Source organism: Paraburkholderia sp. ZP32-5, from assembly GCF_021390495.1.
In the GTDB taxonomy this organism is placed as follows: Bacteria; Pseudomonadota; Gammaproteobacteria; order Burkholderiales; family Burkholderiaceae; genus Paraburkholderia.
Map to the genome: position 1 here is coordinate 3,915,912 of NZ_JAJEJP010000001.1, position 26,959 is coordinate 3,942,870.

General features: G+C 61.7%; 20 protein-coding genes. 6 read left to right on the top strand and 14 right to left on the bottom strand.

Translation table 11 applies throughout. From position 1 onward, the window contains the following. Positions 1 to 16 precede the first annotated feature (16 nt). A complete protein-coding gene (locus L0U82_RS17125; RefSeq protein ID WP_233832476.1) occupies positions 17 to 6,709 on the bottom strand; it encodes an ESPR-type extended signal peptide-containing protein in 6,693 nt (2,230 codons plus the stop codon). Positions 6,710 to 7,758: 1,049 nt separating this feature from the next. Next, a complete protein-coding gene (locus tag L0U82_RS17130; RefSeq protein ID WP_233833328.1) occupies positions 7,759 to 8,166 on the bottom strand; it encodes a hypothetical protein in 408 nt (135 codons plus the stop codon). A gap of 522 nt (positions 8,167 to 8,688) precedes the next feature. Between L0U82_RS17130 and L0U82_RS17135 the strand changes: the two genes are divergently transcribed. From L0U82_RS17135 to L0U82_RS39865, 4 genes are read left to right on the top strand one after another with little or no spacing between them, the layout of a single operon-like run. After that, entirely contained in the window at positions 8,689 to 9,174 is a 486-nt protein-coding gene (locus L0U82_RS17135) for an Hcp family type VI secretion system effector (protein WP_233832478.1), read from the top strand. 12 nt (positions 9,175 to 9,186) lie between these two features. Beyond that, a complete protein-coding gene (locus L0U82_RS17140; protein WP_233832479.1) occupies positions 9,187 to 9,705 on the top strand; it encodes a DUF2778 domain-containing protein in 519 nt (172 codons plus the stop codon). Continuing rightward, positions 9,686 to 10,258 carry a hypothetical protein gene (locus L0U82_RS17145; protein ID WP_233832480.1) on the top strand — a complete coding sequence of 191 codons (573 nt, stop codon included), beginning with the start codon at positions 9,686 to 9,688 and terminating at the stop codon, positions 10,256 to 10,258. The genes L0U82_RS17140 and L0U82_RS17145 overlap by 20 nt, the downstream gene beginning before the upstream one ends. A gap of 15 nt (positions 10,259 to 10,273) precedes the next feature. Next, complete coding sequence (locus L0U82_RS39865; RefSeq protein ID WP_326489730.1) at positions 10,274 to 11,125, top strand: hypothetical protein; 852 nt, start codon at positions 10,274 to 10,276, stop codon at positions 11,123 to 11,125. Between the two features lie 15 nt (positions 11,126 to 11,140). Here L0U82_RS39865 and L0U82_RS17155 read toward each other — a convergent pair whose 3' ends face one another. The 10 genes from L0U82_RS17155 to L0U82_RS17200 all read right to left on the bottom strand — a co-directional run bounded on the left by L0U82_RS17155 (position 11,141) and on the right by L0U82_RS17200 (position 23,065). Then, positions 11,141 to 11,905: a bestrophin-like domain gene (locus L0U82_RS17155; protein ID WP_233832481.1), complete on the bottom strand. Its 765-nt coding sequence runs from the start codon at positions 11,903 to 11,905 to the stop codon at positions 11,141 to 11,143. Positions 11,906 to 11,974: 69 nt separating this feature from the next. Next, the gene (locus L0U82_RS17160; RefSeq protein WP_233832483.1) at positions 11,975 to 12,505 is read right to left on the bottom strand and encodes a hypothetical protein; all 531 of its coding nucleotides are present in this window, start codon (positions 12,503 to 12,505) and stop codon (positions 11,975 to 11,977) included. A gap of 9 nt (positions 12,506 to 12,514) precedes the next feature. Next, positions 12,515 to 14,569 (bottom strand): alkyl/aryl-sulfatase, encoded by a 2,055-nt coding sequence (locus tag L0U82_RS17165; RefSeq protein ID WP_233832484.1) that lies wholly within the window; start codon positions 14,567 to 14,569, stop codon positions 12,515 to 12,517. 836 nt (positions 14,570 to 15,405) lie between these two features. Further along, positions 15,406 to 16,437, bottom strand: a complete 1,032-nt coding sequence (pstS, locus tag L0U82_RS17170; RefSeq protein ID WP_233832485.1) for a phosphate ABC transporter substrate-binding protein PstS — start codon at positions 16,435 to 16,437, stop codon at positions 15,406 to 15,408. 89 nt (positions 16,438 to 16,526) lie between these two features. Continuing rightward, on the bottom strand, positions 16,527 to 17,321 hold the full coding sequence (locus L0U82_RS17175) for a S1 family peptidase (RefSeq protein WP_233832486.1): 795 nt from the start codon (positions 17,319 to 17,321) through the stop codon (positions 16,527 to 16,529). Further along, on the bottom strand, positions 17,318 to 17,806 hold the full coding sequence (locus L0U82_RS17180; RefSeq protein WP_233832488.1) for a YbaB/EbfC family DNA-binding protein: 489 nt from the start codon (positions 17,804 to 17,806) through the stop codon (positions 17,318 to 17,320). The genes L0U82_RS17175 and L0U82_RS17180 overlap by 4 nt, the downstream gene beginning before the upstream one ends. A gap of 186 nt (positions 17,807 to 17,992) precedes the next feature. After that, positions 17,993 to 19,300, bottom strand: coding sequence for an MFS transporter (locus L0U82_RS17185; RefSeq protein WP_233832489.1), 1,308 nt, complete (start codon positions 19,298 to 19,300; stop codon positions 17,993 to 17,995). Positions 19,301 to 19,423: 123 nt separating this feature from the next. Then, positions 19,424 to 20,278, bottom strand: a complete 855-nt coding sequence (locus tag L0U82_RS17190) for a class II aldolase/adducin family protein (protein ID WP_233832490.1) — start codon at positions 20,276 to 20,278, stop codon at positions 19,424 to 19,426. A 134-nt stretch (positions 20,279 to 20,412) separates the two neighbouring features. Beyond that, entirely contained in the window at positions 20,413 to 21,426 is a 1,014-nt protein-coding gene (locus L0U82_RS17195; RefSeq protein ID WP_233832492.1) for a PDR/VanB family oxidoreductase, read from the bottom strand. 91 nt (positions 21,427 to 21,517) lie between these two features. After that, positions 21,518 to 23,065 (bottom strand): Rieske 2Fe-2S domain-containing protein, encoded by a 1,548-nt coding sequence (locus L0U82_RS17200; RefSeq protein WP_233832493.1) that lies wholly within the window; start codon positions 23,063 to 23,065, stop codon positions 21,518 to 21,520. Between the two features lie 319 nt (positions 23,066 to 23,384). Here L0U82_RS17200 and L0U82_RS17205 point away from each other — a divergent pair, with 319 nt between their 5' ends. Together L0U82_RS17205 and L0U82_RS17210 are read left to right on the top strand one after the other, a co-directional pair. Then, positions 23,385 to 23,960 carry a hypothetical protein gene (locus tag L0U82_RS17205; protein WP_233832494.1) on the top strand — a complete coding sequence of 192 codons (576 nt, stop codon included), beginning with the start codon at positions 23,385 to 23,387 and terminating at the stop codon, positions 23,958 to 23,960. Positions 23,961 to 24,067: 107 nt separating this feature from the next. Further along, entirely contained in the window at positions 24,068 to 24,754 is a 687-nt protein-coding gene (locus L0U82_RS17210) for a GntR family transcriptional regulator (protein WP_233832495.1), read from the top strand. Between the two features lie 35 nt (positions 24,755 to 24,789). On the opposite strand, the gene icmH is transcribed toward L0U82_RS17210, so the two are convergent. Further along, positions 24,790 to 25,575: a type IVB secretion system protein IcmH/DotU gene (gene icmH, locus L0U82_RS17215; protein ID WP_233832497.1), complete on the bottom strand. Its 786-nt coding sequence runs from the start codon at positions 25,573 to 25,575 to the stop codon at positions 24,790 to 24,792. Then, entirely contained in the window at positions 25,572 to 26,918 is a 1,347-nt protein-coding gene (tssK, locus tag L0U82_RS17220) for a type VI secretion system baseplate subunit TssK (protein ID WP_233832498.1), read from the bottom strand. Before tssK ends, icmH begins: the two co-directional genes overlap by 4 nt. Positions 26,919 to 26,959: the final 41 nt, after the last annotated feature.

Sequence of the window (26,959 nt, forward strand, 5' to 3'; positions counted from 1 at the left end):
CGCGCTTATCTCGCGGTTACCACTGATACCCGGCACCCACCACCGCGCCATACGTGCCGCGCGTATTGGTCGACACCGCCGCCTTATAGACCCAGTGGTTGTTCTCCGAGATCGTCGAGATACCCAGCGCCTGCCCCGACTGTCCGCGATACACACTGCCCGCCAGCGACACCATGCTCTTGCCCGGTCCCGACGGCTGCGGCAGACCGGCCACCGCCATCGCGGTCGCAACACCGCCATCCGAGTCGCGCCGGTCCGACTGCACCTCGTTGCGCAAGCCGTTGATCTGGTTGTCCGTGTAGCTGTTGGCCTGCGACAGCGTGTTGGCCACGCTGCTCTGCAACTGCTGGACGTTGACCGCATCGGTCGCCTCGGTGCCGGCCGCGACGTTGGTGACCTGACGCGTATCGGTCGCCGTACCGACCGACACGACCTGGTTGCGCCCGCCATCGTTACTGCCGTTGCCGATCGCGACCGAGCCGCTGCCGGTCGACGTCGCGCCCGTGCCGACCGCCGTCGAGCCGGTGCCGCTTGCCATCGAATCGTTACCGACCGCCGAGCTGCCCGCGCCCGTCGCCGCCGCGTTGGTGCCGCCCGCCGACGAATTCGAGCCGGTCGTCGTCGGCCCCGTCGAACTGCCGGTGCTGCCGGTCGGATTCGACGAGAACGGGCCGCTGCCGCCGCTACCGCCACTGCCGCCGGTGCTGTTCTGGATCAGCGTCGTCAGCTCGGTGGCGACTGCGTCGAGCTGCGACACGTTGACCGCATCGGTGCCGGCCTTACCCGCCGCGACGCCGGTGATCTGACGGTTGCCGATGTTGAATTCACCCGCCGACGTCTGCGGCGCAGTGAGTCCATACGCGGTGTAGTTAGTCAATGCGCCGACCGTCGTCGCCGAACCCGAGCCGAGCGCAATGCTGTTCGCGAACGATGCGGTGGCGCCGGGGCCGAACGCGAGCGCGTTGACGGCCGTGCTGCTTGCTGCCGAGCCCACTGCAATCGCGCCGTCGCTGGCCGCGTTCGCACCCGCACCGAGCGCAACCGAATCGACGCCGCCGCTGATCGCGCCCGAGCCGACCGCGACCGCGCCGACATTGGTCGCGCTCGCATTGGCGCCCTGCGCGATCGACTGCGCGCCGCTCGCGGACGAACCGCTGCCGAGCGCAATCGCATCGGCCTGCCCCGACTGCGCGGCCTCACCTAAAGCAATGCCGCCAGGCGCCGTTTGCCCGACGATCGCGCCATTGCCGATGCCGACGCCGTTATCCCCATTGACCACCGTGTTCGGACCGACCGCGACCGAATTCGCACCGACAGCCAGAGAGTCGGCCTCCGTCGAGTTCGCGTGGAAATACAACTGATCGGTGACCGCGAACGACTGCAGCGCGCCGGTGAGCTGACGGACCGTCACGGCATCGTTGGCCTGCGTGCCGTCGGCAACGTTGGTCAACTGCCGGTACATGCTGCCGGCGATACCGAACGACACCGCGCCGCCCAGCGTTTCATCGCTGGTGTTGAACGTCACCGCATGGCTGCCGCTACCTGCAACGGTGCCGGTGCCGCCAGCAATCGGACGATCCGAGACCGACCCGGAGCCAATCGCGATGCCACCCGCTACCGACACGTTCGCCTGCGCGCCGATCGCCACCGCGTTCGCAACGCTCGCCTGCGCGCCGTTGCCGCCCGCGAAGCTGTCATCGCCCGAGGCCACCGCGAGCGGTCCGATCGCGACGCTGTCGACGCCGCTCGCCACGCTATCGGCGGCCGTCGAATCGGCGTGGAAGTACTTGATGCCCGCGCCGTTGTTGATGTTCGTCAGCTCCAGCGAATTGTTGGTGATCTGCGGCGCGAAGTTCGTGACGGTGGTGCCGAGGTTGTTGATCGTGGCGCCGAGGTTCGTCACAGCGGTGTTCGTCGCGAACAGTTGCGAGCCGTTGACCGCATCCGTCGACGTGGCCGACAGCACGCCCGCGCCGACGTTCTGGATTTGCCGCTCGGCGCCCGGCGCGCCCACCGACACGACGCTCGTGCCGCCGGTACCCGCTGCCGTCGTCGCGGCGCCGGCGATCACGAAGGTGCCGGTGTCCGGCGCTGTCGTCACCGAGTTCGCGCCCAGCGCGACGCTGTTGGCCACGGTGGCTTGTGCGCCCGAACCGAGGGCCACCGCGCCGGCTTGACTCGTCACCGCCGCCTGGCCGATTGCAACCTGACCCGCGCCAGCCACCTGATTGACCGCGCCATCGCCGATCGCCACGCTGCTCACGCCGACCGACGATGCGTTCGGTCCCAACGCAATCGCATTCGCACCCGTCGCGCCGTCGTTGGCGAAGTTGGTGCCTTGAGTGCCGCCATCGTTGATGCTCAGGTAGTGCAGCGCATCGCCGGAGATCGTGCTGCTGAGTGCCGTCACCGCCTGGTTAGTCGCGAAGAGTTGCGAACCGTTGACGGCATCGGTGCTGCCTGCGCCCAGTTGGCCCGCCGCGACGTTCTGAATCTGGCGTTCCGCACCTGCCGAGCCGACGCTGACGACACCCGCGGGCACCGCGCCTGCAAACGCGTAGTTGACGCTGTTCAGCGTGACACCCGGGTTCGGCACGGCGGCCGTCGTCTGCGAGCCGGCGCCGAGCGCCACGCTATTGGCGACGCTGGCGACCGAGCCGGAACCCAGCGCGACGCCGTTCGTCGCGGCAGCCTGAACCACCGCTGTATCGCCCAACGCGACGGCGCCCGCCGTATTGGCCTGCGACGTATTGCCCAGCGCAACCGATCCCTGGCCGATTGCCGTATTGCCGTTACCAATCGCGACCGCGCCGTTGGCCTCGTTGTTGATGGTGGCGGTCTGCGTGCCGTCGCTATTGGCGATGTTGTTCGCGCCGCCAACGAACGCGCCGGTGCCGCTCGCGAAGCTCGGATCGCCGAGCGCGACCGCGCCGTCGCCGAAGGCCGTGCTCGAACGTCCGATCGCCACCGCCCCGCCCGCACCGGTGGCGGCCGTGGCCGAACTGAGGTTGCCGACGGCGACGTTCACGCCGGTCGCGCCCGTACTTGCGGTGTCGCCGATCGCTGTCGAAGACGCGCTGCCGATTACCGCCTTGTTCCCCAATGCAAGCGCTTGCGTGAAATTGGACGTCGCGCCCTGACCGATCGCGATCGCATGCGTGCCGGAAGCGGCGGCCGGCGCCCCGGCGATCATGCTCGCCGCCGCTCCGCCACCGATGGCGATAGCGCCGATGCCCGACGCGCTCGCGCCACTCGCGGTCGTCGGACCGCCCCCGATTGCGACCGCATACTGGTTGGTCGCCGCCGCCTTGCTGCCGAGCGCCGTGGCGCTCGAGCCCGTCGCCGACGCATTCGAACCAATGGCGGTGGCCAGCGCAATGGTGGTTTGGGCTGAAGCGCCGATGGAAACCTCACCCGTTCCCCCAGCACCGTTGCTAACGGCGCTATTGCCGATTGCCACGCTGCTCGTCGTAGCCGAAGACGCGCCCACCCCGATCGCAATCGCATTCACACCGGTCGCGCCGTTGTTCGCGAAGTTGGTGCCCTGCGTGCCACCGTCGTTGATGCTCAGGTAGTGCATCGCATCGGCGGCGATCGTGCTGCTGAGCGTCGTCACCGCCGAGTTCGTCGCGAATAGCTGCGAACCGTTGACGGCATCGGTCGACGTGGCCGACAACACGCCTGCGCCGACGTTCTGGATTTGCCGCTCGGTGCCCACGCCGCCCACCGACACCACGCTTGTGCCAGCTGTACCGGCCGCCGTCGTGCTGCCGGCGATCACGAAGGTGCCGGTGTGCGGCGCCGCCGTCACCGATGCCGAGCCGAGTGCGACATCGCCGGCATCGGCGGTGGTCGCGCCGTAGCCGAGGGCGACCGCGCTCTGCTGGGCTGCGACTGTGTTTGTGCCGATGGCGATCGCCCGGACTGCGGTGGCATGCGCCGGGGTGCCAGTCGCAACGTTGCCACCGCCACCACCGATCGCGATGGAGTTGCTGGTTGCCGCAAGCGCTCCGCCGAAAGCCGTAGCGCCCCCGCCGATCGCGACTGCATACCCGTTGCCCGCAGATGCCGCCTGCCCGACCGCGATGGCGCCGATAAACGGCGACGAAGCGCTCCCGCCGATGGCAATCGCACCGGGATTGTTGGATATGGCCGACGTGCCGATTGCGATCTGATTCGAAAAAAGACCGGCGCCTTGATTCTGTGCACCATTGCCGATCGCCACGCTGTTGGGACCGGCCGACGACGCCGCGGGCCCCAGTGCAATCGAGCCCGCGAAACCAGCGCCGTTGTTAGTGAAGTTGGCGGCCTGCGTGCCGCCGTCGTTCACGCTCAGATAGTGAATCGCATCGGCCGCGACCGTATTGCTGAGGGTCGTCACCGCTGAGTTCGTCGCGAAGAGTTGCGAGCCGTTCACCGCGTCCGTCGACGTGGCCGACAAGACACCCGCGGCGACGTTCTGGATCTGCCGCTCGGTGCCCACGCCGCCCACCGACACCACGCCCGTGGGAGTGGTGCCTGCTGCCGTCGTCGCGCTGCCGGTAATCACGAAGGTGCCAGTGTCCGCTGCTCTCGTCACCGAGTTCGCGCCCAGCGCCACGCCGTTGGCCACGGTGGCCTGCGCGCCCGAGCCAAGCGCGACGCCTTGGGTCGCGGCGGTCGCCACGACCGCCGTGTCGCCGAGCGCAACCGAGCCCGCGTTGCCTGCGGTTGACGCGTTGCCGAGCGCGACCGAGCCCTGGCCGACCGCTGTATTGCCGTTACCGATCGCGACTGCGCCATTGGCCTCGTTCCCAAGGACGGCCGTCTGCGTGCCGTCGCTGTTGGCGATGTTGTTCGCGCCGCCGGTGAACGCGCCCGTACCGCTCGCGAAGCTCGGATCGCCGAGCGCGACCGCGCCGTTGCCGAAGGCGGTGTTCGACTTGCCTACCGCAAGTGCGCCGTCGCCAGTCACGGTGTTGCTGCCTCCGATTGCGACTGCGGTACTGGCGCTGGTGGCAGCGTTGGTCAAGTTCGAGAGGCCCACTGACACGTTTGCACCAATTGTGCCGGTCTTCGTGTTATCGCCGACTGCGACCGAACCGAAGCCACCAGCAGCGGTGGCACCGAAGCCGATGGCAGTCGAGTTCTGGCTGCTGGCAATCGTGCTTGCCCCGATAGCGACCGCCCGGGTTCCAGTTGCTTGCGCCGCGTTGCCTCCCGGGCCGCCGCCGCCGCTGCCGATGGCGACGGAGTCGGCCCCGGCAGTCGCGCCCCCGCCGATGAACCCCGTCCCGATGGCCACCGCGTACGAGTTGGTCACCGAAGCCGACGAGCCGACCACAATCGAGTTCGAAAAGAGCGCTGAAGCGTTCGCACCGATGGCAATCGCACCGGCTCCGCCGGTAGCGGCCGACGTACCGATTGCGACCTGATTTGGATTGTTAACGGAACCCTGATTCGACGCGCTACTGCCGATTGCGACGCTAGTGGCCTGAGCCGACAACGCCCCCGACCCAATCGCAATCGAATTCGTGCCGGCAGCCTGCACGGCCGCCGTATTGCCGATCGCGACCGCGCCCGCAGTGCCCGCCGTCGATGCATTGCCGAGCGCAACCGACCCCTGACCCACCGCCGTGTTCGAGTTGCCGATCGCGATCGCGCCGTTGGCTGCGTTAGCCGCGGCGGTGTTCGTGGTGCCGTCGCCGGAAGCGATGTTGTTCGCGCCCATCGCGACCGCGCCGGTGCCGATCGCGGTGTTCGGATCGCCGATCGCCACCGCGCCGTTGCCGGCCGCGACCTGCCCCTGGCCGAGCGCGACCGCGCCCGTGCCGCTGATCACCTGCGAGTTTTGGCCGCCCGCCATCGAGCCGGCGCCGGCCGCAGCCTGAACGACGTTGGTGTCGCCGAAGGCAAGCGTCGACGCGGCGAGCGCCTGGGAATTCGGACCGAAAGCGACCGCACTCGCCGCCGCCGCAGTGGTGGCCAGGCCGATCGCGATGGAGTTCGCGGCGGATGACACGGTGCCATTGACGGTGCCCACCGCGCCCGCGCCGATCGCAATCGAGTTATTGCCTGAAGCACTTGCACCCGAACCCGGCACACCGCCAACACCCCCGCCCGCGCCGATGGCAATCGACTGGGTGCCTGTTGCGCCACTGTTCGTACCGATGGCGACCGCGGAGCCACCGCCGGACAGTGTGCCGCTGCCGAGCGCAAGGCCGCCTGCCCCACCCGATGTCACTTCGGCCTGATTGCCAAGCGCGACGGACCCCGAGCCCACCGCCGTCGCCAACTTGCCGATCGCCGTCGAATCGAGGCCGCTCGCGGTCGAATTGCTGCCGAGTGCGGTCGAGTTGTCCCCCGTCGCGACCGTTGCATTGCCGATCGCGGTCGACGTGGCGCCGGTTGCTGCGGCACCCGATCCGACCGCCGTATCCCCCGGCGCAGTTGCGGTCGCTGCCGCACCGCCCGGATCGCCGTTGGCGATCTGCGCGTGCGCGTAACCCGGCAACAGCGCCGCGCCGAAAACCAGCACGGCCGCCGCTGCGATCGCACTCGCCGAAACATGATTGCCGTGCCGTGTGTCCGTTTTCGCCGTGCCTGCCACGTCCGCACCATTCGCTGCACTTACCGACGACACCCGCTTACCCCGCGCGCGATCGATCTCCGATGCCGCCACCCACGCCCCGAGCGCCTCGTTCCACACCGTCCTGAATGACCTGTTCATGCTTTGCCTTCCGCTGAATTTGTTAGGAGAAACGCCTTAGGCCCCCGCGGCTTCGTCGACGCGAACTGCTGCGTACGGACGAGCCGATCCCCGGACGTTGCTCCGTTCGTTGATTAATCGATGAGTGCACGATGAGTGCAATTAGCCGATAAAACAGCGGGCGAGTTATTCCAATCCCAAATGCTGATAGCAATGGAATACGAAAATGGAATTAACAGACAATTCCATTTTCCGGCGAATAATCGCCCGAATTAAATCGGAAAATTTTTCTGAAAGGAACGATCGTTCTGATTAGAACGATCGGACGCCGTTATTCACGAAGGACCATGATGTAGACAAGCGTCGTTGCCGTTCGGCGTTTTATGCTGAGTGGATGCCACAAACACTCTTTCAGTGGGCGGGTGTACCGCGCCTTCTCGCTGGAAAATGTTCATGCGTGCCGTTCCCGGTAAGCCAGAGCGCCTTGCGTGTAGGGTCCCAAGGCGGGTATGCAGTATCACCCCGCAGGTATTCGGCTATCTTCCGGGGCGGGCCAAGTTCTTGTTCGTAAGCCACTACGAGTAGATGCCGAAACGGCTTCGGCGAGTCCCCATGTAAATGGCGCAATTCATCATTGACATTGCGCCTGCACTGTCGCATAGGTATGTAACAATTGTCTACACAAAAAGTTGACAAATTCAGAAAAAATTTAGAAAGCGGGTTTTTTGTATGAACCAAAACATATTGGTTTGTAATTGGCGAGTCTGATTGTTAAATTTTCGAATGAAAATGTTAAACGACATCGCGTTTTTATTACAAATCGTGAACAGTGACGCGTGAATGAAGCCGCGCGTCGCACGCTCGACAACGACAAAAGCCGACACGAGTATTAGCTCGTGCCGGCTTTTGTCTTCAGAGCGACCGTGATGCTATCGGCGAATTGTGACGGACGAAACACCATCGCAAGCGCGCCGCCAATCTACGAAACCGCGGACAGTTCCTTCTACTGGAACGACTTGGCCAACGTGCTGATCTGTTTGCCTGCTTGCCTGGTGCAATGCCGTCGCTGGTTACTGCACAGTGTTCGTGCTAGCGACGCGCGTTTTTGCTTGCCTTGCTGCCGCGGCCTCTTGTGATGCTTCGGCGAGCAGCTTGGCCGCGTGGCTGGCTGTGAGTCGGGTCTGTGCGATGCCCTTCGCGTCGAGCGCGATGACCTGGTATAGCTCACGGTCGCATTCGAGATCCCGCCGGTATTGCTCCGCAGTGTCCAGCAGCAATTCGGTGAGCTTTTTCTGATTGTGTCTTTCGTCGCGAGTGATCGCGGGGTTGCGGCATATCGCCGACATCAGTGTGATCAGCGTATCCAGTTGATTCACTTCCCGATCGCATAAGTCGAATGCGGAAAGCGCAAGCTTTTCGTACTGGACTGCGTCGACGGGGGGGCGTGAAGCCGTTTGCTTTTTGACGGACTTGGTCATGGTGCGATCTTCTCCCTGTTGCTTCATGAATCGCCTGCTCACTCGCTTTTTTTGGGAAAGGGGTGGGCGGGCACATGACAGGGTTAGCAGACCGGATCTGTACCAAACCGGCGAGCCTTGCGGCTCCCCTGCCATAGCCCGCCCGTGGAAGTATAGACGTGCAGCGACAGACGTACTCCCACCTGAGTGGGAGTACGGGTACAGATGCAGGCTGCTAAACCTGGCCGTTGGATGTTTCCCAACGACCAGATGATTCTATATGGCAAAAGTCATCTCGTATTTAGTACTTGTACATTTTGGGCGAAGTCCCAAAGGTCGGACAACCGAGTGTGAGTGCTCGTTGGAGTACACCACTTTGAAATGGGCCGTTAGGTGCCGAAGCTAATTGCTCATCAGAGTTCGCAAGGAACTCATGTACTCAGGATGACTGCCGGATAGTGCAATCTCAATAATTGCGAATCCGAATAACCTCGGATAGGATCGCCTGTCTTACATCAAGCTTGCCAAGGAGGCGTTGTCGATATGCCGATACCCGCACATATGTGGCTTAAAGACGATGGCGGCGCAGACATCAAAGGCTCGTCGACCGTGCAGGATCGCGAAGGAAGCATTGAAGTTATCAGCTTCAGCCACGGTGTGAATCTTCCGGTTGATGGTGCGACCGGCAAGATCACCGGCGCGCGTACGCACTCGCCAATTGCGTTCGAAAAGGACTTTGATGCGGCGACGCCTTATCTCTACAAAGCCGTGGCGAAGGGTCAAACGCTGCAATCGGCCGAGATCAAGTGGTATCGCATCAACGATGCGGGAAAAGAGGAGATGTACTTCGTGATGCTGCTCGAAGGCGTAAAGGTGTGCGGCATCAATTCCGGCATGACTAATACGAAACTCGCGCAGGCATCCCAGCTTAATCACGTTGAGTCTGTGTCCATGATGTATGAACGGATCACGTGGCATTACCTTGATGGGAATATCAAGTACACGGATTCGTGGAATGAGCGTGGGTGAGCGGGGGTGACGATGGCTGTTAGGGGCAAATTTCTGGTCGAGAACAAATTCGTGTCACCACTCACGATTGATGGCCTCGGTACATTCGATGCATTTTCCGGTGACGGCATCTATCGGAATCGGGGCGGCTGCACAATGGTTCCCGATAATGGGCCACTTCCGGCGGGCCGTTACTGGATTGTCGATCGACCTACGGGTGGTTGGGCCTCACAGCGTATTGCCAACTTTAAAGATACTTACAACGTACTCAGAGGCAAGCCGTCTTACCATTCGGAATGGTTCGCGCTGTATCGGGATGACGGACAGGTCGACGACTTTACCTGGATCAATGGTGTCCAGCGCGGCCAGTTCCGTCTACATCCGGCCGGTGGCGACGGAGTTTCCTACGGCTGCATTACTCTGCCGAGCCGCACAGATTTTCTTAGAATCCGCAACGCGCTGCTGCGCACAACGACGATCCCCGCCGGTAATTCGAGTATCAACGCATACGGAACAATTGAGGTCATCACCTATGGCAACACTTGTCCGTAGGCTATTCAAGGTCGCGCTCTTTATCGGCCTGTTCCTTTTATTCGTGCGTTTTATCGGCCGCAATCTGCCGATGCCAGATAGTGAGGCGCTTAGATGGTTGAGCATTGCCCGAGGCCTTGGCTTGCGCGAAGCCAGCGATGTCTACGTTCCGGTTTACGTGACGATATCGCTGACTATCGCTGCATTCGCTTATAGATCGATCATGAAGCTGTGGCGGTGGTATCAGGGCAGAAAAGCCGCGCAGCAGGATAGCCCGTTAGAAAGATCATCACGTATTGCAGTACTCGCCCGTAGGCTATTCAAGGTCGCTCTCTTTATCGGCCTTTTCCTTCTGGTCGAGCGCTGTACTCGCGAGTCTGGCCTGACACCGGATAGTGAGGCGCTCGGATCGTTGAGCATTGCCCAAAGCCTTGGCTTGCGCGAACCCAGTGATGTTTGCATTCCGCTTTACCTGGCGATTTCGCTAATCATCGCTGTGTTTGCTCATAGATGGATCGTGAAGCAATGGGGCCGGTATCTCGACAGAAGGACCGCGCAGAGAGGTACCCCATGAAAGGAGTCGTCACGCATGAGAACTGTTGTCCGTAGGCTATTCGAAGTCGCGCTGTTTATCGGGTTATTCCTTCTTTCAGTTCGTTATATCCCACTGTCCCATGAATGGACACCAGCCGAAACGCGAGCATGGATTTCTGCTTCGGACTGGCTCGGCATCCGCGACCCTGAGGACCTGTATTTTTGGGTTTGCGTGTCTATCGATCTGATCGTGACGGTGATCGCCTATGTGACGATCATGAGGCTATGGCGGCAATATCAGGGCAGAAAAGCCGCGCAGCAGGATGGCCTAATAGAAAGGTCATCATATATGGCAGAACTCGCCCGCGCGCTGTTCAAAGTCGCGCTCTTTGTCGGCCTGCTGGTTCTGTCGGGGCGCTTTGTTGGCGAAGATGACCCATTGCCAAAGAGCGCGGAGCTTAGATGGTTGAGCGTCGCCAACGGCCTTGGCTTGCGCGAAGCCGATGCTATCTCCCTGCCGGTATTCGTGTCGATCTGGTTGATCGTAGCTGTAGCGGCTTATGTTGCGATCATGAAGCTATGGCAGTGGTATCAGGGCAGAAATGCGGCGCAGCAGGATGTCCCGCGAGAAAGGTCATCACTTAGCGCAACGCTCACCTGCACGCTGTTCAAGGTCACTCTCTTTATCGGCCTTTTCGTTCTGGCCATGCGCTGTACTCGCGAATCTGGCCTGATACCAGATAGTGAAGCGTTTGCACAGGCGAGCATTGCCCAAGGCATTGGCTCGCGCGAAGTCAGTGATGTTTTCGTTCCGTATAACGTGGCGATTCCGCTGATCATCGCTGCACTTGCTTACGGATCGATCATGAAGCTATGGCGGCACTATCGCGGCAAGGAAGCATGTTGAAAAAAAGCGCATGCGTCATTTCGCCAGAGACCGCTGCAGTCTGGCCAGATCCTGCGGCTGCACGTGGATGATTCCACCGCGTGGACTATCGATGTCCGAGATCAGCGCGAGCGACAGCGCAACCGTCACGGGGAGGATCGCAATCAGCAGGCCTTTGCGCAGCGTCCCCCTGGTGCCATAGCCCTGCACGACACAAGCAAAGAGCGCGATGAGGATCATCAGAAACCACGCGCCGAGCGGTATGTGATTGATCCGCGCAGCCTCGGAATAATCCTGTGAGTTCAGCACGTCGTTCATCCCTGCGACGACCAGCGCGCCGATCGGTGTCGGTTGCTCATGCGCGACCTGCGTCGCGAGTTGCCACAACTCGGATTGAAGCGCCGCCGTCTCGCGGCCGATGCGTTCGAGTTCCTGCGGGTCTCGTGTCCGGAAGTCGGCCAGTCTCAGCTCCGTATAGCGAATCAGGCCGGCCTTGATCTTCGCGGCGATGGCCGCATCGGCGAGATCGGCGCGCGCGTATTCCGTTCCTATCGCGTTGGCTTCGCCTTCTTCGAGATTCTTGCGCTGGTCATAGCGGCCGACCGCCATCGAAAGGCTGAAGCCGACGAGCAGCGCCAGCAACGTCAACGTCGCGGTCTGGACAATGTTGAAATCCTCGCGGTCGTCCTCCGGAAGGACGACTATGCGCCGTAGTACGCGAGCGCCGAACGCGACGGCTCCGATGAAGAGCACAAGCAGCACCACGAACAGGACAGCCGGATGAGCGACGAACGCTGCCATGCAAGGTCTCCGTTATAGCGGTCGTCACTCCGAGCGCGGCGGCAACATGGCACCTGACGCGTATCGGATTCAATGAGCGCCGATGGTTGCTGATCCGGCTGCCGTCAGCATCTGCGTCAGCAACGCACTGAACGTTACCGGCGCGTCGACAACGAGCAGCGATTCGCGCAACGCGTATCCGATGTCCAGCCGCCCATCCAGCCATGCACGCAAGCCCGCTTCCGATGTGACGATGATATTGCTGCGCTTCGCTTCGTCGGTCGTTGCGACATCGGGCATGTCGGGAACGATATCCGGATCGAAGCCTTCTGTCGTGGCGTGGAAAAAGCCCCAGGTGTCGTTCTCGATCAGCAGCACGTAGAAGTCCGGGATAGCCAGCAACGCTTGCTCGCTGTGAGCGTCTTCGATGCGTGCCTGTAGCAGATTCAACGCTTCGACGGCGGACATTCTCATCCGCGCGGCCGAGAGCGCTCCTGCACCCGCTGCATCGACGGGCTCGATGAGACCCGCTTCGATCGCGCGCCGCGCCGCCACGGCAACGCTCAGCGCCAATGGATGGCCAACACTGAAATCAAGCTTGAAGTTGCAGATTGCGCACATGACCGCACCTCAAGGCGTAACGATAGGGAACCAGAAGTCGAAGTTGTCGAGCCACGATACGAACTCGCCCAGTTTCTGGTTATCGCCGTCGATCTTGACGTTGCCGGCCATCACGAGCTTCTGCATATTCGTTTTCCCCATCATGATGTCGTTCAGGTCCGCGCGTGCCATCGTGACCGTTGCATCAGACGTCTTCGAACTTTTATTCCTCGAATAGTGCAGTGCGCTGTTCTCGACGCCCAGCACGTAGTTCTCTTTGGTATCGGTCAACACCAGATTGAACGAGGCCGTTTTTCCGGCCGCGCGATCGCCGTTGAGCCGGATACCGAGGTAATCGAGGAACATGTCGAGCGGCATCGCCTGGATCGTGTCGGGGCTCTGCGGCTGAGGCGCGGGTAGCTGCTGGATGCCATTACGCAATTCCATCGCACCGGTCAGATAGAAATTGCGCCACGACGCCGATTCCGACTGATAACCCAACTGCTCATAAGCGTCCGCCAGCAACTGCTTGGCCGCCATGTTTTGCGGCTCGGCAAAGACGACGTGATTCACGACTTCAGCCACCCATCGGTACTCGCCTTTGTTGTAGTACGCGTGTGCCTTGCTGAGAACGGCGGCCGAGCCGCCCATGAACTCGACGTATCGCTTGCCTGCATCGGTTGGCTGCAAGCGGTGCAGGTTCGCCGGAACGCCGTCGAAAAACCCGAGGCGCAGGTTGTATTGCGCAACGGCATCGTGGTAGACGGTGCCGTAGTAGCTTCGGCAGAACCAATGCTTCGCCAGGCTATCGGGCAGACGGATCGCTTCGCCGATTTCGAGTGGCGTCATGCCCTTGTTGGCCATGCGCAGAACCTGATCATGCATGTAGCGATACATGTCACGTTGCGCACCAAGGAACGCGACGACGCGATCGTTGCCCCACGTCGGCCAATAGTGCGAGGCGAACACGACCTGCACATCATCGCCGAACATCTCGAGCGACGACTGCAGGTATTTCGACCACAGCAGCGCGTCGCGGACCTTGGCGCCGCGCAGCGTGTACAGATTGTGAAGCGTGTGGGTAGCGTCTTCCGCGGCGCAGAACGCCTTGAACTTCGGCAGGTAGAACATGTACTCCGACGGTGCCTCCGATTCCGGCGCCATCAGCACCACCATCTCGACGCCGTCGAGTGTCATTTTCTGCCCGGTCTTCTCGGCAAAAATGGACGGCACGGCAAGCGTGATGGTGCCCACCGAAGTGGTCTTGCCCAAACCGCCGTCGACAATCCCCTCAGGGCTACGAGGCAGCAGCGAACCGTACATGTAGCTGGCGCGGCGCCCCATCGCATTGCCGGCAATGACGTTTTCACCGACGGCGGCTTCAGTAAAGCCGGTTGGCGCCACGATTTTCACCTTGCCGGATTTCAGATCGTCGTCACTGGCGAGTCCGCGCACGCCGCCATAGTGGTCCACGTGGCTGTGCGTATAGATCACATGAGTAATGGGCTTATCGCCGAGGTGCGGGACAACGAGCTGCTTCCAGACCGTCGAGGCCACCTCGGTCGTGATGAACGGGTCCACGACGATAAAACCCTGATCGCCCTGAATGATGCTCATCACAGAGAGGTCGTAGCCGCGAACCTGCCAGATGCCATCGACGACCTTGAACAGCCCGTGGTTCATGTTGAGCTTGGCATTGCGCCAAAGACTCGGATTGACCGTCGGTGGCGCATTGTTTTCCGGGCCACCGCTGACGAACTCGAACTGCTGCAGATTCCACGCGGGAATATCGCCTTGTCCCTTGATGATCACCGGTTCGGGAAGTGTGGCGATCAGTCCGCGTTTGGCGTCTTCGAAATCCTGGGCATCCGCGAACGAAAGGAACTCTGCGTACTGTTTGTTCAGCGCGATGGTAGCGGGCGTGGCGGGCTTCGACGCCGGACTCGTTGATTTGGCCATCGCACCTGTTTGCGCCAATGTCTCGCCGACCACGCCCGATAGTCCCGTTGCCACGCCAGCCACCGCGACGTTTTTCAGGAAGGCTCTGCGGGTTCCGTTTTCCGCCGGATCTTTCGGGTCGGACATGGTTACCTCCATTCGTATTACGAGAGCAGGCTCGCCAGCATCCGTTCGCCTTTGAACCGATCGCCAATGCCTATCCCAATGACTACGTTGTGAAGATCCGATTCGGGATACATCAGCTCGTCAGTGATTCGATTAGTTATTGATTTTCTTAAAGCAAACACATTCGCCTGTCAGCTTATGGGGCATAGGTCTGGAACGGTATTGGCCTTTGGTCCTATCCACCGCGCACGTTCCTTGCGCGAGAACGCCTCCGCCCGCGTGATGATCCGCGGACTGGATCGAAGTGGCAGGCTTTTGACAGACGTTTTCGTTAGCGAATCGCGTCTGGTCACGCGTCTTGCTTTCGCAGCACTCCAGTGACTAAGCTGAAGCTTCCACACCCGCAGTCCCTGAGGTTGTCAACCGTGTCCACGCTCCAGTGCGCCATGGACGGGAAACCCGTCGCACTTCACGTCTTCGCACAGGATGGTGCCTGGCATTGGGGTATCAGTGTCCCTCGTGGACGCGGATACGGATTTCAGATAGTCGCTTACAACGAGAGAGGGTTCGCGTCCGAAAGTGACGCCATGTCAGACGGCGGTCTGGTGATGAACCGTATTGCCGCCATGTCAGGCGATGCAATCGGAACGCCGTTGCAGTCAGTCGCCGAGATTCGCAGACGATACATGCGCGAGCGCCTGCGTCGCGCGATGGCACGCCTCGCCACGTGCGACGAGGCGGACACAGAACAAGCCGAACGCTGGGCTACCGCGTGGGGCGCCTTGATCGGCGAGCAGCATTTCAATAGGCAGTTGTGGGCACGGCGCAGGAACACTGGCCCTGTCGCTTGAAACGCGCTATTGGAAAACCGGTTTCCCGCCCGAGTCCTTCACCTTCGCGCGCCATTGCGTGCGAATTTCATCGACCACGGAGTCGGGCAGCGTGATGTAGTCGAGGTCCTGCGCGGCCTGGCCGCCGCTCTTGAATGCCCAGTCGAAGAACTTCAGCGTTTCCCTGCCTTGCTCCGGCTTTGCCTGCACCGCGTGCAGCATCACGAACGTCGCGCCGACGACAGGCCATGCGTTAGCCCCAGGCTCATTGGTCAGAATCTGGTAAAAACTTTTGGTCCAGTCCGCGCCAGCCGCTGCCGCCTTGAATGTTTCGATGCTCGGCTGCACGACAGTGCCTGACTGGTTCTTCATCGCGGTGTAGGCCATCTTGTTCTGCTTCACGTACGCCCATTCCACATAGCCGATGGCGCCCGGAATACGCTGTACGAATGCCGCCACGCCGTCATTGCCCTTGCCGCCGGTGCCGGTCGGCCAATTCACCGTCGTGCCTTCACTGACCTTTGTTTTCCATTCCGAGCTCACTTGCGACAGGTAGTGCGTCCAGATGAAACTCGTGCCTGAGCCATCCGCGCGCCGCACGACCGCGATGTCCGTGTCCGGCAACTTCAGGTTCGGATTGAGCGCCGCAATCTCAGGCGCGTTCCACTTCTTGAGTTTGCCGAGATAGATGTCGGCAAGCACCGGACCGGACAGCGTCAAGTCGCCCGGCTTGACGCCCGGAAGATTGACGGCCGCCACCACGCCGCCGACCACCGTCGGGAACTGGAACAGACCATTCTTTTCAAGTTCATCGTCTTTCATCGGCGCGTCGGAACCGGCGAAGTCGACCGTTTTCGCAAGAACCTGTTTAATTCCGCCGGACGACCCGATGCCTTGATAGTTGACGCGGGCTCCGCCTGTCTTCACGTACGCTGCGGCCCACTTGTTGTAAATGGGCGCGGCGAACGTACTGCCCGCACCAGTGACGTCGGCCGCATGAGCCGGTACGACGAAAAACCCGATGATGGTTGCGGCAAGCGCGATCGATAGATTTTTCATACGACGCTCCTTGAAAGCCTTGTAAGTCGTGTCATTTGAAACTAGTCGGGCTTGATGTCAATTCGGTGATGGTCAAGCTTGCCCGATCACTAACCGCCACACAACACCCCGGCCTCCAGCGTCGCGGCACGCGGTGCATGCGCCTGCATCAGTTCGAGCTGTACCGTATCGGTTTCTGTAAACGGAATGCCGTTTGCCGCGAGGAATGCCTTGATCGAGTCCGCGGACACGGCGACCACGTAGTCGGCCGCGCCAGCCCGGGTCACATAGGCGCGCGGGTCGGCGTTGGATGCCTCGGAGCGATCCGTGACCAGGCCCACGACAAGGCCGCCCTGATCCAGCACGGCACTTCCACTCGCGCCATTCGTCGCCGACGACATCATCGAGAACTCACCGGTCTGCGCCGTCGGCTTGCCCAGCGTGACCGCGTTGTACATCGTCGTCGCGCGATCCGGCATGTGCCGCAGCACCTCATAGCCGGCCGTGAACACGGGCTGCGCGCCGCCCACGTTGTCCGTTTTCGCGAAGCTTGCGTTGAGGAACGGCTTGATCCGGCTGGTGATCACCGCAAGGTCGTGGTCCTTGCTCACGGCCTTGACGGTGGCCCGCGCGACCTGCGCGTCCTTGATCAGAAAGAGTGACTGGCAGGCTTCGACAACGTGACGGGCCGTCAACACGTCGCCGTTGTCGTTGACGAAAAAGCCTGTCGCGTTCGATTCGAGTGCGAACGCATCGATCGGCTTCGACGGCGGGATCATCATCGGCTCTTCGCGGGTCGTCGTCGTCTGCGCCAGCGTGGCGCCGACGGGCGCCATCACGGCGAAGATCGCCGCCGCGGCCAGGCGCCACCACGCGCCGGCGCCCGTCGTCGAAGAGGTGGTCACGGCGTCCTGGCGGAACTCGCCGGTGGTGTGTCCGGCGGCGCATCCGGATTCGCTTCCAGACGCAGGCGCACGCGCAACGGCTGCAACATGTCGGGCGGCGGCGGCTCCGTCATCGGATGGCTGGTAAGCAGTTGCCGCAGAAGTGCATCGGCCTTCGGATCGCCGAGCGAATCGAAAGCGATCCGCGTCACGCCGCCATCGGCGCCAATCCACGCCCGGATGACGACAGCCGGCGGCGGCGCATCGCCTTTCGCGTTCAGGATCCGCTCTTCCAGATACTGATGCAGCTGATTCGCCGCGTCGTCGTCGCCCTCCAGCCATGCCTGGAACTGGTGGCCGACGAGCTGGGCATAGGTGATCCACGGCTGCGGTATCGCGGGCGTTTGCGCGATGGCCGGAGATGCGGGTACGGCGATGCTGGTCAAGACGGCGAGACACAGCGCCAGCGCGTACCCTTTTCGATTCGTTTTGCTGCGCGGTTTCATGTCGGTGCGTGATCGGTTTCGGCTGGGGGACTTTGCCCGAAACCTGCGATATCCAGATGAAAAGGAAAAGAATCCCTTACATCACTAGACGAGCTGACACGCGCTAAACCGCACACTGACTCAAGGCAGCGAAATCGTCAGATCTTTCGACTCCGGCCGGCTTTCGACTTCCGCACAACCGCCCTGCTATCGCCGCCGATTGTTCACGAGCGTAGCCGGAACAAACAAAACCAGCAGTCCGCCGATCACGAGGCTCACCGCAAGCGCGAGCACCCCGGCCCCCGCCGAGCCGGAAGCCTGCTTGATGACACCGATCAGCGACGGACTGACCACGCCGGAAATGCTGCCCACCGAATTCGCGAGTGCCAACCCGGCGGCTGCCGCGGCACCGCCGAGGAACGCCGGCGGAATGACCCAGAACTGCGAGATGGTGGTCATCACACCCATCGTGCCCACCGTCAACGCAATCATCGCCGCCAGAGTCGAGCCCGAGAAACACACGCTCATCGCAAGGCCGAATGCACCGACGAGTCCCGGCACAATCAGATGCCAGCGACGTTCGCCGGTGCGATCCGAGTTGTGACTGACGAGCACCATCGCAGCCGCGCCGGCAGCGTACGGAATCGCGGACAGCAACCCGACCTCGAACGGGTCGGCCACGCCACTCGATTTGATCAAGGTAGGCAGCCAGAAACTGACGCCATACAAACCCATCGTGTAGAAGAAGTAGATCGCGCTGACCAGCAGCACCTTCGAGCTGAGCAAACCATCCCTCAGTGAATGCAACGCGCTCGCGGGTGCTTCTTCCTTCAGCTTCTGCTCGATCAGATCCTTCTGCTCCTCGCTGAGCCACGTTGCGTCGCGCACCTTGTCGTCGAGATAGAAAAACGCGGCGACACCCAGCAGCGCGGTCGGCACGCCCTCGGCCAGGAACAGCCATTGCCAGCCGGCAAAACCATGCGCGCCATTGAACGCCGTCATGATCCAGCCCGACAGCGGACCGCCCAGCACACCCGACATCGGAATGCCCGTGAGAAACAGCGCAGTCACTTTCGAGCGTCGCGATGCGGGGAACCAGTAGGTCAGATAAAGCACGATCGCGGGGAAGAAGCCGGCTTCCGCGACGCCCAGCAGAAAGCGCATCACGTAGAACGTCGTCGGCGTTCTGACGAACATCATCGCGGCCGACACAAGGCCCCACGTGACCATGATTCGCGCAATCCAGCGCCGCGGACCCACACGCAACAGCAACAGATTGCTTGGAATTTCGAACAGCAGATAACCGATGAAAAACACGCTTGCACCGAATCCATAAACCGCCTCGCTGAAGCCGAGATCGCTGAGCATCTGCAACTTGGCAAAAGCGACATTGATACGGTCGAGATAAGCAAACAGGTAGCAAACAAACAGGAACGGTAGCAGGCGCCACGTTGCTTTCGTAAAGGCAGACGTGTCAGCGCTTGCCACGTAGGTGGCAGGACTGTGGGAACTCACGGTATGTCTCCTGAGGACCTTCTTGTAAACGGCGGGTGACCTTCCGACTCTTCTCCGCCGACGTTTGATGCATGCGCGCCTCAGAGACAGCGCGCACGATCGGGGACTACGTAAGCGCGATGTCTAGTCGAACATGTCCGGCTGCGTATTGACCAACTCGCTCCAGATGGTCTGGAAGTGCAGCCAGCCGATGTAGTCGCTGCCCACGTGCTCGCGGCTGTAGCGCGCGCGCTCCGGCGTGACTTCCTTCGGCGTGATGCCGGCGGCTTCGATCATCAATTGCTGCTGACAGCAGCGTTCGAGCGCGATGAACCAGAACGCGGCGGAGTCGATGCTGTGACGGCTCGCCGTGAGCAGCCCGTGATTCTGGTGAATGGCAGCCTTCACACCGGCGAAGGCATTGGCTACCTTGTTGCCGCCCTTCACTTCCACTGCAACCTTGCCGGCCTCGTCGCCGATCACGACATGGTCTTCATAGAACGCGGCCGCGTCTTGCGAAATCGGCGCGAGCGGCCGGCCGAGCGCAGCGAATGCGGTGCCGTAAGTGGTGTGCGCGTGGCACATCGCGACGATGTCCTGATGCTGCTCGTGCACGGCCGCGTGCAACACGAAGCCCGCGCGATTGATCGCGTATTCGCCCTCGACGACAAGGCCTTGATGGTCCGCGCAGATCAGGTTGGACATCTTCACTTGTGAGAAGTGAACGGCCATCGGGTTCGTCCAGTACAGGCTCGGGTTCTCTGGATCGCGTACCGTCAGGTGACCGGCGAAGCCGTAGTCGAACCCCTGCAGAGCAAACGCGCGACATGCGCCGACCAGACGCTCCTTCAGATACCTGCGATGCTCGGCGACGTTCGAGAATTTGGGCATCGTCGGGAAAATCAGCCCTGGCTGGTCCGGCTCGTAAATCGAAATCTTGCCGGGCTTCAGAATCGACTGCTGACTGGTTTCCGATTGCCGTTCGGCGACTGTAGACATCAGATACTCCTCATATCGAGTGGGAAACAGATAGACAAGCGAAGACTTTGACTGCGGCGATCACACGGGGCGCCGCCGCGCGGGACTGCGTGGGGCTGCGTTGGAACATGCAGTCCCGCATCGATGGTTGGTGGTTACAGGTCCAGCACCAGAGTCCGGCTCACTGGCCGCGACACGCAGACCGTGAGGAATTCCTTGCGCTCGTCGTCATCGAGGATGAAGTCGTTGTGTTCGACTTCACCGTCGAGGTAGCGAACCTTGCAAGTCGCGCATAACCCGGCGCAGCATGAGGTCGGAACTTCAATGCCGGCCTCGTTCAGTGCCTCGCTAAAGTTCTGGTCGGGTTCGACGTGTATGACCTGACCGGTCCTGGCAATCGTGACGTCGCAGCCGCGCTGGTTTTCCGTGTCGGCGGGCGCCCGCTTCGGCTGCTCCGGCGCCTTGAAATGCTCGAAGTGCACGGTGCCTTTCGGCCAATGACTTGCGGCGTCGGCGCAGGCCGCCATGAATCCGCCCGGCCCGCAGTAATAGACGTGCGTACCGGGCTTCGGCTGATTCAACAACGCACGCAAGTCCAGACGATTCGCCTCTTCGCCATCGTCGAAGTGATAGCGCAGCTTTCCCGCGCGCTGCATGCGTTCCAGTTCGGGGCCAAAGGCCGCAGCTTCGAGGCTGCGTGCGCAGTAGTGCATGTCGAAGTCGACGCCGCGCTGTTCCAGTTCATGCGCCATTGCCTTTAACGGCGTGACGCCGATACCGCCCGCAATCAGGATCACCTTGCTCGCATCGCCGGCGAGCGCGAAGTGATTACGCGGCGTGCTGATCGTGACGATGTCCCCCGCGGCGATGCTCTCGTGAACGGCGCGCGAGCCACCGCGGCCGCCTTCGTCCTTCAGCACCGCGATCACATAACGATTACGCTCGGCAGGCGAATTGCACAGCGAGTACTGCCTGATGACGCCGTTCTTCAAATGAATGTCGATGTGCGCACCGGCCTCGAAGCGCGGTAACGTCGCGCCGCTCGGGCTCGTGAGTTCGTATGAGTTGATACCTTTGCCTTCGTAACGGATCTGCTTGACCCGGACATCGAGCGTGCCGGCTTCGATGTCTTCTTCGAGCGCTTCTTCTCTTTCCAATACCGTGTCCATGATCTCTTCCTTGCTGGCGAGCAACCCGCCGCCGCATCGGACGGCGGGTGCCGGCGCGTACCTTGTCGCCGGCGATGGCGCGCGCGGCTGATTAGCGCTTCAACGACTGCTCGAGTTCTTCGAACCTGTCGCGCACGAATTCGCCGCGCGCTTCGCCTTTCATGCCGTCGCTTTCGGTCAGGATCTGGACGACCGTCTTCAGTACCTTGCGACGACGTGCGACTTCTTCTTCAACCGTCTCTCCCTCGGCGATTTCGAAGACGTTGCCCGAGCAGAAGCTGTTGGGCGCGCCGCCCAAAGCACGGAACCATTCGGCGAAACCTTGCGCCGATGCGGCGGCGTTCGTGCCGCGCACCGCGTCGCGCAGCATCTTGCGGAACTGATAAAGACCCGCGTCGAACTTGGTCGGGTTTTCCAGCGCGTGGACCGCGATCGGACGCTGGCTGATGATGGCTTCGTAATCGCCCGGCGCGTATTGCGCCTGCTTGTAGATCGCGCGCTCACGATGGTTGGTCGGAATCGGCGGCAGATCTTCGAGCTTGTACTTGCCGAAACGCTCCGGACGGCGCATGGCGACCTGGCCTTCGAGGAAGTCGATGGTTTCGTAGCCAACCATATCCTTGTTGCCGATGCCACGGGTATCGATGCCCGGGCCCATCACGCGCCAGCCGATCATCTTGCTGTTTTCGTCATCGACAGGGACCGTCCAGCGGATGATATGGAAGCGGCTGAAGTACTTTTTCTTCGAACCGTCTTCCGATGTGTACGCATGCAGGCTCAGATTCGGCAGCACCTGATGCTGGACGCGCACGAAGAGCCGGTCCTTGTTGACACGGCGTGCACCGGCGCACGCGAGGCTGCGGCCGCCTTGCACCGGCACGAAGTTCATGTCGGGCGCCACTTCCATCGACGCGGCGCCGACTTCATCGAACGTCGTGCCCTGATAGTTGCCGTCGACGACGTTCTTGCCCGCGTGCAGCGCCGTCGGGTGATAGTTGTCCGCCGCGTTGTCCTGCACTTGCAGCCAGTTGCAGTGCTGGAAGTTGCTGTACGGGACCAGTTCGTCGCCGGGCATCACCGTGTAATCGCCTTCCCATTCCGGGAACGGCGGCTCTTCTTCCGGCGGCCCCATGTAGGCAAACACGAGGCCGTTGCGCTCGACGGCTTTGTACGCGCCCTGGCGAATCGAGCACGCGTACTTCTCGGCTTCCTTCTCCTCGCCTTTCGGGAACGGCACGTGAAGACACGCGCCATCCACGTCGAACACCATGCCGTGGTAGCAGCACATGATGCCGCGCTCCTGGATCGCGCCGTATTCGAGCGACGCGCCACGGTGCACGCAATGCGCGTGCAGCACGCCGACGCGGCCGCTCTTGTCGCGAAACGCGACGAGTTCTTCGTTCAGGATTTTGAGGAAGCGCGGCGTGTCGGTCAGTTCCATCGACATGCAGACGGGATGCCAGAACCGCCGCATGAACTCGCCCGTCGGTGTGCCCGGACCCGTTTCCGTCAGCTCGGGATCGTGCTCCGGCGTCCGGTTCGCGTAGTAACCGCCGAAAGGAATCAGCTTTTTCGCGACCGGGGCCGACCCTGCTCCGGTGCGCTTTTGCTCATCCATCTTGTCCGATTTGACGCTCATGACTTCGTGCCTCCAATGATTGATAGGGACCCTATCCAGGTGTTGTTGCCAGAACCGTCTACCGGAGACTGTGTTCTGAACTCTGTATACAGAGATTAGATGCGTGATGCGGCGATGTCTCTATGGGTAAACGCTTACTGGTGGATTTTTCGACTAGAGAAGGGCAGGCGCCGGATGCTTGGTGTTTGTACGGATAGGCTCGCTATCGTCCGAGACTTTACGCTGTTTGGATACAGTAGACAGTAGTCGGAATTCTTTTTAATCGGCCGGGTTTATCGAACCCTCGACTACTCCCATCTGGAACCAACGGAGAAATGCAGTGCAGATCCCTGATTACCTGATGGTGTCCGAGCAGGCGACATCTACACGGCTGGCGCCGCTGATTGGTGAGACCGGCTTTTCGTTCAAGGACCGCGATCGGCCCGGCTCCGCGCTAACTCCGTGGATGCATGCCGGCACGATTCCGCCGACGGCGCGCGCGGTTCTGCAAACGAACGGGCAATTTGAAGGACTGACGGGGCTGCTACGCGTGCCGACCGAGGCCGACACCTTTGGCCGCTGTCGAGCCGGATGGATTCTGGGTCGAACGGCGTATGGGCTCACGTCGATCGTCGTGCGCGATGACCATCACTGCAGCGCCGAAGGCTTGCTCGACGATGCGAGCTTCGCTGTCACGCAAGCCGGGCGATATTGCGCGACCTCCGCTGTCATTCTCGTTCAGCAAAGCGACTCGAACGGCGGCCGCAAAGCACGGGCCGCGCTTGGTAACGCGTTCATCGCGAGCGATGTGCGAGCGGACGTGCGGGTCGACGTGCGGGTCGACGTGCTTTACGAAGCCGGCTTCGATGCGGCCATCCCGCTGTGGTTTGCGTGCTTGTCCGCGGTTGTCCGTTGATCTCGATGGGACGGTAAATCTGCCTGTCCCCCTTGATTTCGCGCCGTTTCTCACGCCCGGCAATGCTGGTAAGCTGACAGTATTCTGTATTCACAGCGCTTGTCATCATGTCAGCAAAACTTTTGAAGTTGCAGTCGCGCCCCGACTACGTGGACGAGGTCTACCGGGTGCTGCTCGACGCCATTAGCGAAGGTTCGCTCGCTCCCGGAACGCGCATTGTTCAGGAGGAGATCGCCGAACAACTCGCCGTATCCCGCTCTCCCGTGCTGCAGGCGTTCCGGCTGTTGAAGAAAGACGGTCTGGTCGAGGATGCGCCTGGCCGCGGGCTGCAAGTTGCGCCGCTCGACGCGCGACGAGTCGGTCACCTGTACGAACTGAGAGGCGCGCTGGACAGCCTCGCTGCCCGTCTCGCCGCGAAGCAGCGCGTGAAGTTGGATAAGTCGCTGATTGCGACCGGCCGCAAGCTATCGAAGGGTGGCGACATCAAGGCCATGATCGAGGCCGATATGGCTTTTCATGCTGCGATCTATGCGGCGTCCGGGAATCCGTTGATCGTTGAGAACGCGCGACTTCACTGGATTCATCTGCGACGTGTGATGGGGGCCGTGCACCAGGTCGTGGGGCAGCGCAAGACGGTTTGGGATGAGCATGCGGCGATTGCCGAAGCCATTGCGAACGGTAATGAAGCGCTCGCCGCTGAACTCAGCATGCGGCACACGGAGTTCGCACGAGAGAATCTGGTTCAGCACATGAATGCGTCGGCCGAGGCCGAGGGTGGTGCGCAAGGGGCGTAGCGCCCACACGCAGCACCCTCACACAACTACGCAACTCAAGGCAGCGAAATCGTCAGATTCGCCGACTCCGGCCCGAGCTTGATGACCTGCGAATACGGCGCGAGCGCATGCAGCGTGTTGTCCCGCAGCCAAGTGTTGAGTCCCAGATACGCGAGCAGCGCGACCAGAGAAAAGATCGCGCCGATCGACCACAACGGCACCTCGCGCCGCAGCCGGTTCGCGATCTGATCGGGCAACGGCCAGTGCGGTGCGAACTGCGCGCGTTTGCCTTTCATGTTCGCGATTTCGTCACCGAGACGCGCGGTCAGATAGGCCAGCTTTTCCGGCCCTTCGAGCATGTACTTGCCCTGAAATCCGAGCAGCAGGCACATATGAAACACCTCCAGCGAATGCAGGCGGGCCACGCCCTGTGCCCTGCTCTCTTCGAGGTGCTGGAAAAATTTCTCGCCGGCCAGTTGCTCGCCGAATAGCGCGAGTTGCAACGGCCGCTGCTCCCACGCATCGCGGATGCGAAACGACGACGACAACACCGCCTCATCAAGCGCGGCACAGAACGCGAATTTGGCGGCGAACACATCTTCGGCGGCGGCACCGAGTTTCTTCGCACCGCGTTCGAAATCGCCGAGGAACTGCCGTACGCGCGCACCGAATTCGCCGGCATCCTCCGGTTCCCGGCCGTTCTTCAGCAGGAACAGCATGAAAAAGCCGTCATACAGCAGATCCAGTAACGAACGCACCTGGTAGGCCGGTTCGTGAGCGGGTACATTGGCATTGACGGGCGGCGGCGTAACGCCGGCAAACAGGGAAGGCGCGTTGCTCATGACGTCACCGCGATCAGTTCGAGCTTCAGATCATTGATGCCCGCGGGCACATACACCATCGCGGACCGCGACTGAACCATGCGTTCGTACAACGCGCCGCGTGGTTCGATGGAGAAGTAGCAGGCGCCCGGGCGTACCGGAATGGCCGGCGGAACCTGCGGCGTATAAAGAAGCCGCACGCCCGGCATCGCCGAAAGAACCAGTTTGTCGACGTCGTCGGGTGCGCCTACCTTGAAGCGGGCCGGCACGGCCTCGAAGAGTTCGACCGCCGGCATGTTGGCCGACACCGCGAGATAGAACGTGGTCTTCTCGTCGATCTTGCCGGAATCGAGCCGGCCGATATGAAACGACGGCCGCACTTCTTCGAGCGCGATCGCGAAGTACTGCGTCGAGATCACCGTTTCGAGCAGTTCGCGGATGATCGTGTCGAGCCGGGCGAAGCCGGGGCCCGGATCGTCATGCCGGTAAGCCGGCAGATCGGCGAGTGCGTAGCCCTTCGAGAAGGTCATCAGTTGCCCCGCGAGGCGCAGCAACTCCTGAAACAGCCGTTCGGGATGCAATGCCGAATGCTGGTACAGATGCGCGAGCGTGGCAAACGCGCCGCTCGCGGTGTGCAGCAGCCAGAACGATGCGATATCGCCGGAACGGAATTCGATGATGTTCTTGGTCGGCTCGCGATGAAAGCCGTACAGCGCGTTGACCTTCGCCTGCAGCGCGTCGATCAGTTGCCGCAACTTTTGCAACAGCAGCGGCGACGCCTCGATGGCGAGACCCGGCGGCACGAAGCTCTCATCGAGTTCGAAGCCGGAGGTCGCGGTGCGCCGCACGCGCACGAGCGGTAACGACAGCAGCTGGTCGCGCGGCTCGCTGTGGGCGATCAGCTTGACGTTGTGCTTCAGGAACATGATGTCCGCGAGCGCGGCGTCGGTGTACTGATCGGCCACGCTCGTCTGCTCGGCTACGAAGCGCGCGACGAAGCCCGCGTTGCGGTCGGGCACGTGGTTCGAGCCGGTCTCGCGGATCTGGTGCAACGCGAGATAGAAGGTGAATTCGGCGATGCCTTCGGGCAAGGTATCGAGCGCGATGGGGGGCGGCAGATCGTCCGCGTGCGGCGCGGAATACAGCGTGCCGTCCGGAAATACGAGCGACAGCGCGCCCACGCGCAAGATATTGCTGCCGAGCGCGTCCTGATCAATCCGGACCGAACGCACTCCCCAGTTGTACGGCTGGATCGCCTGGACCGATTCGAACAGGCGCGCCTCGTGATACGCGTCCTGACGCTGGAAATGCTGCGGCCTTAAGAAAAGGCCCTCTCCCCAAAGCACCTTTGCCGAATAGCTCATGACAAATCAATGAAATGTCGCCATATCGTCCATTAATACAG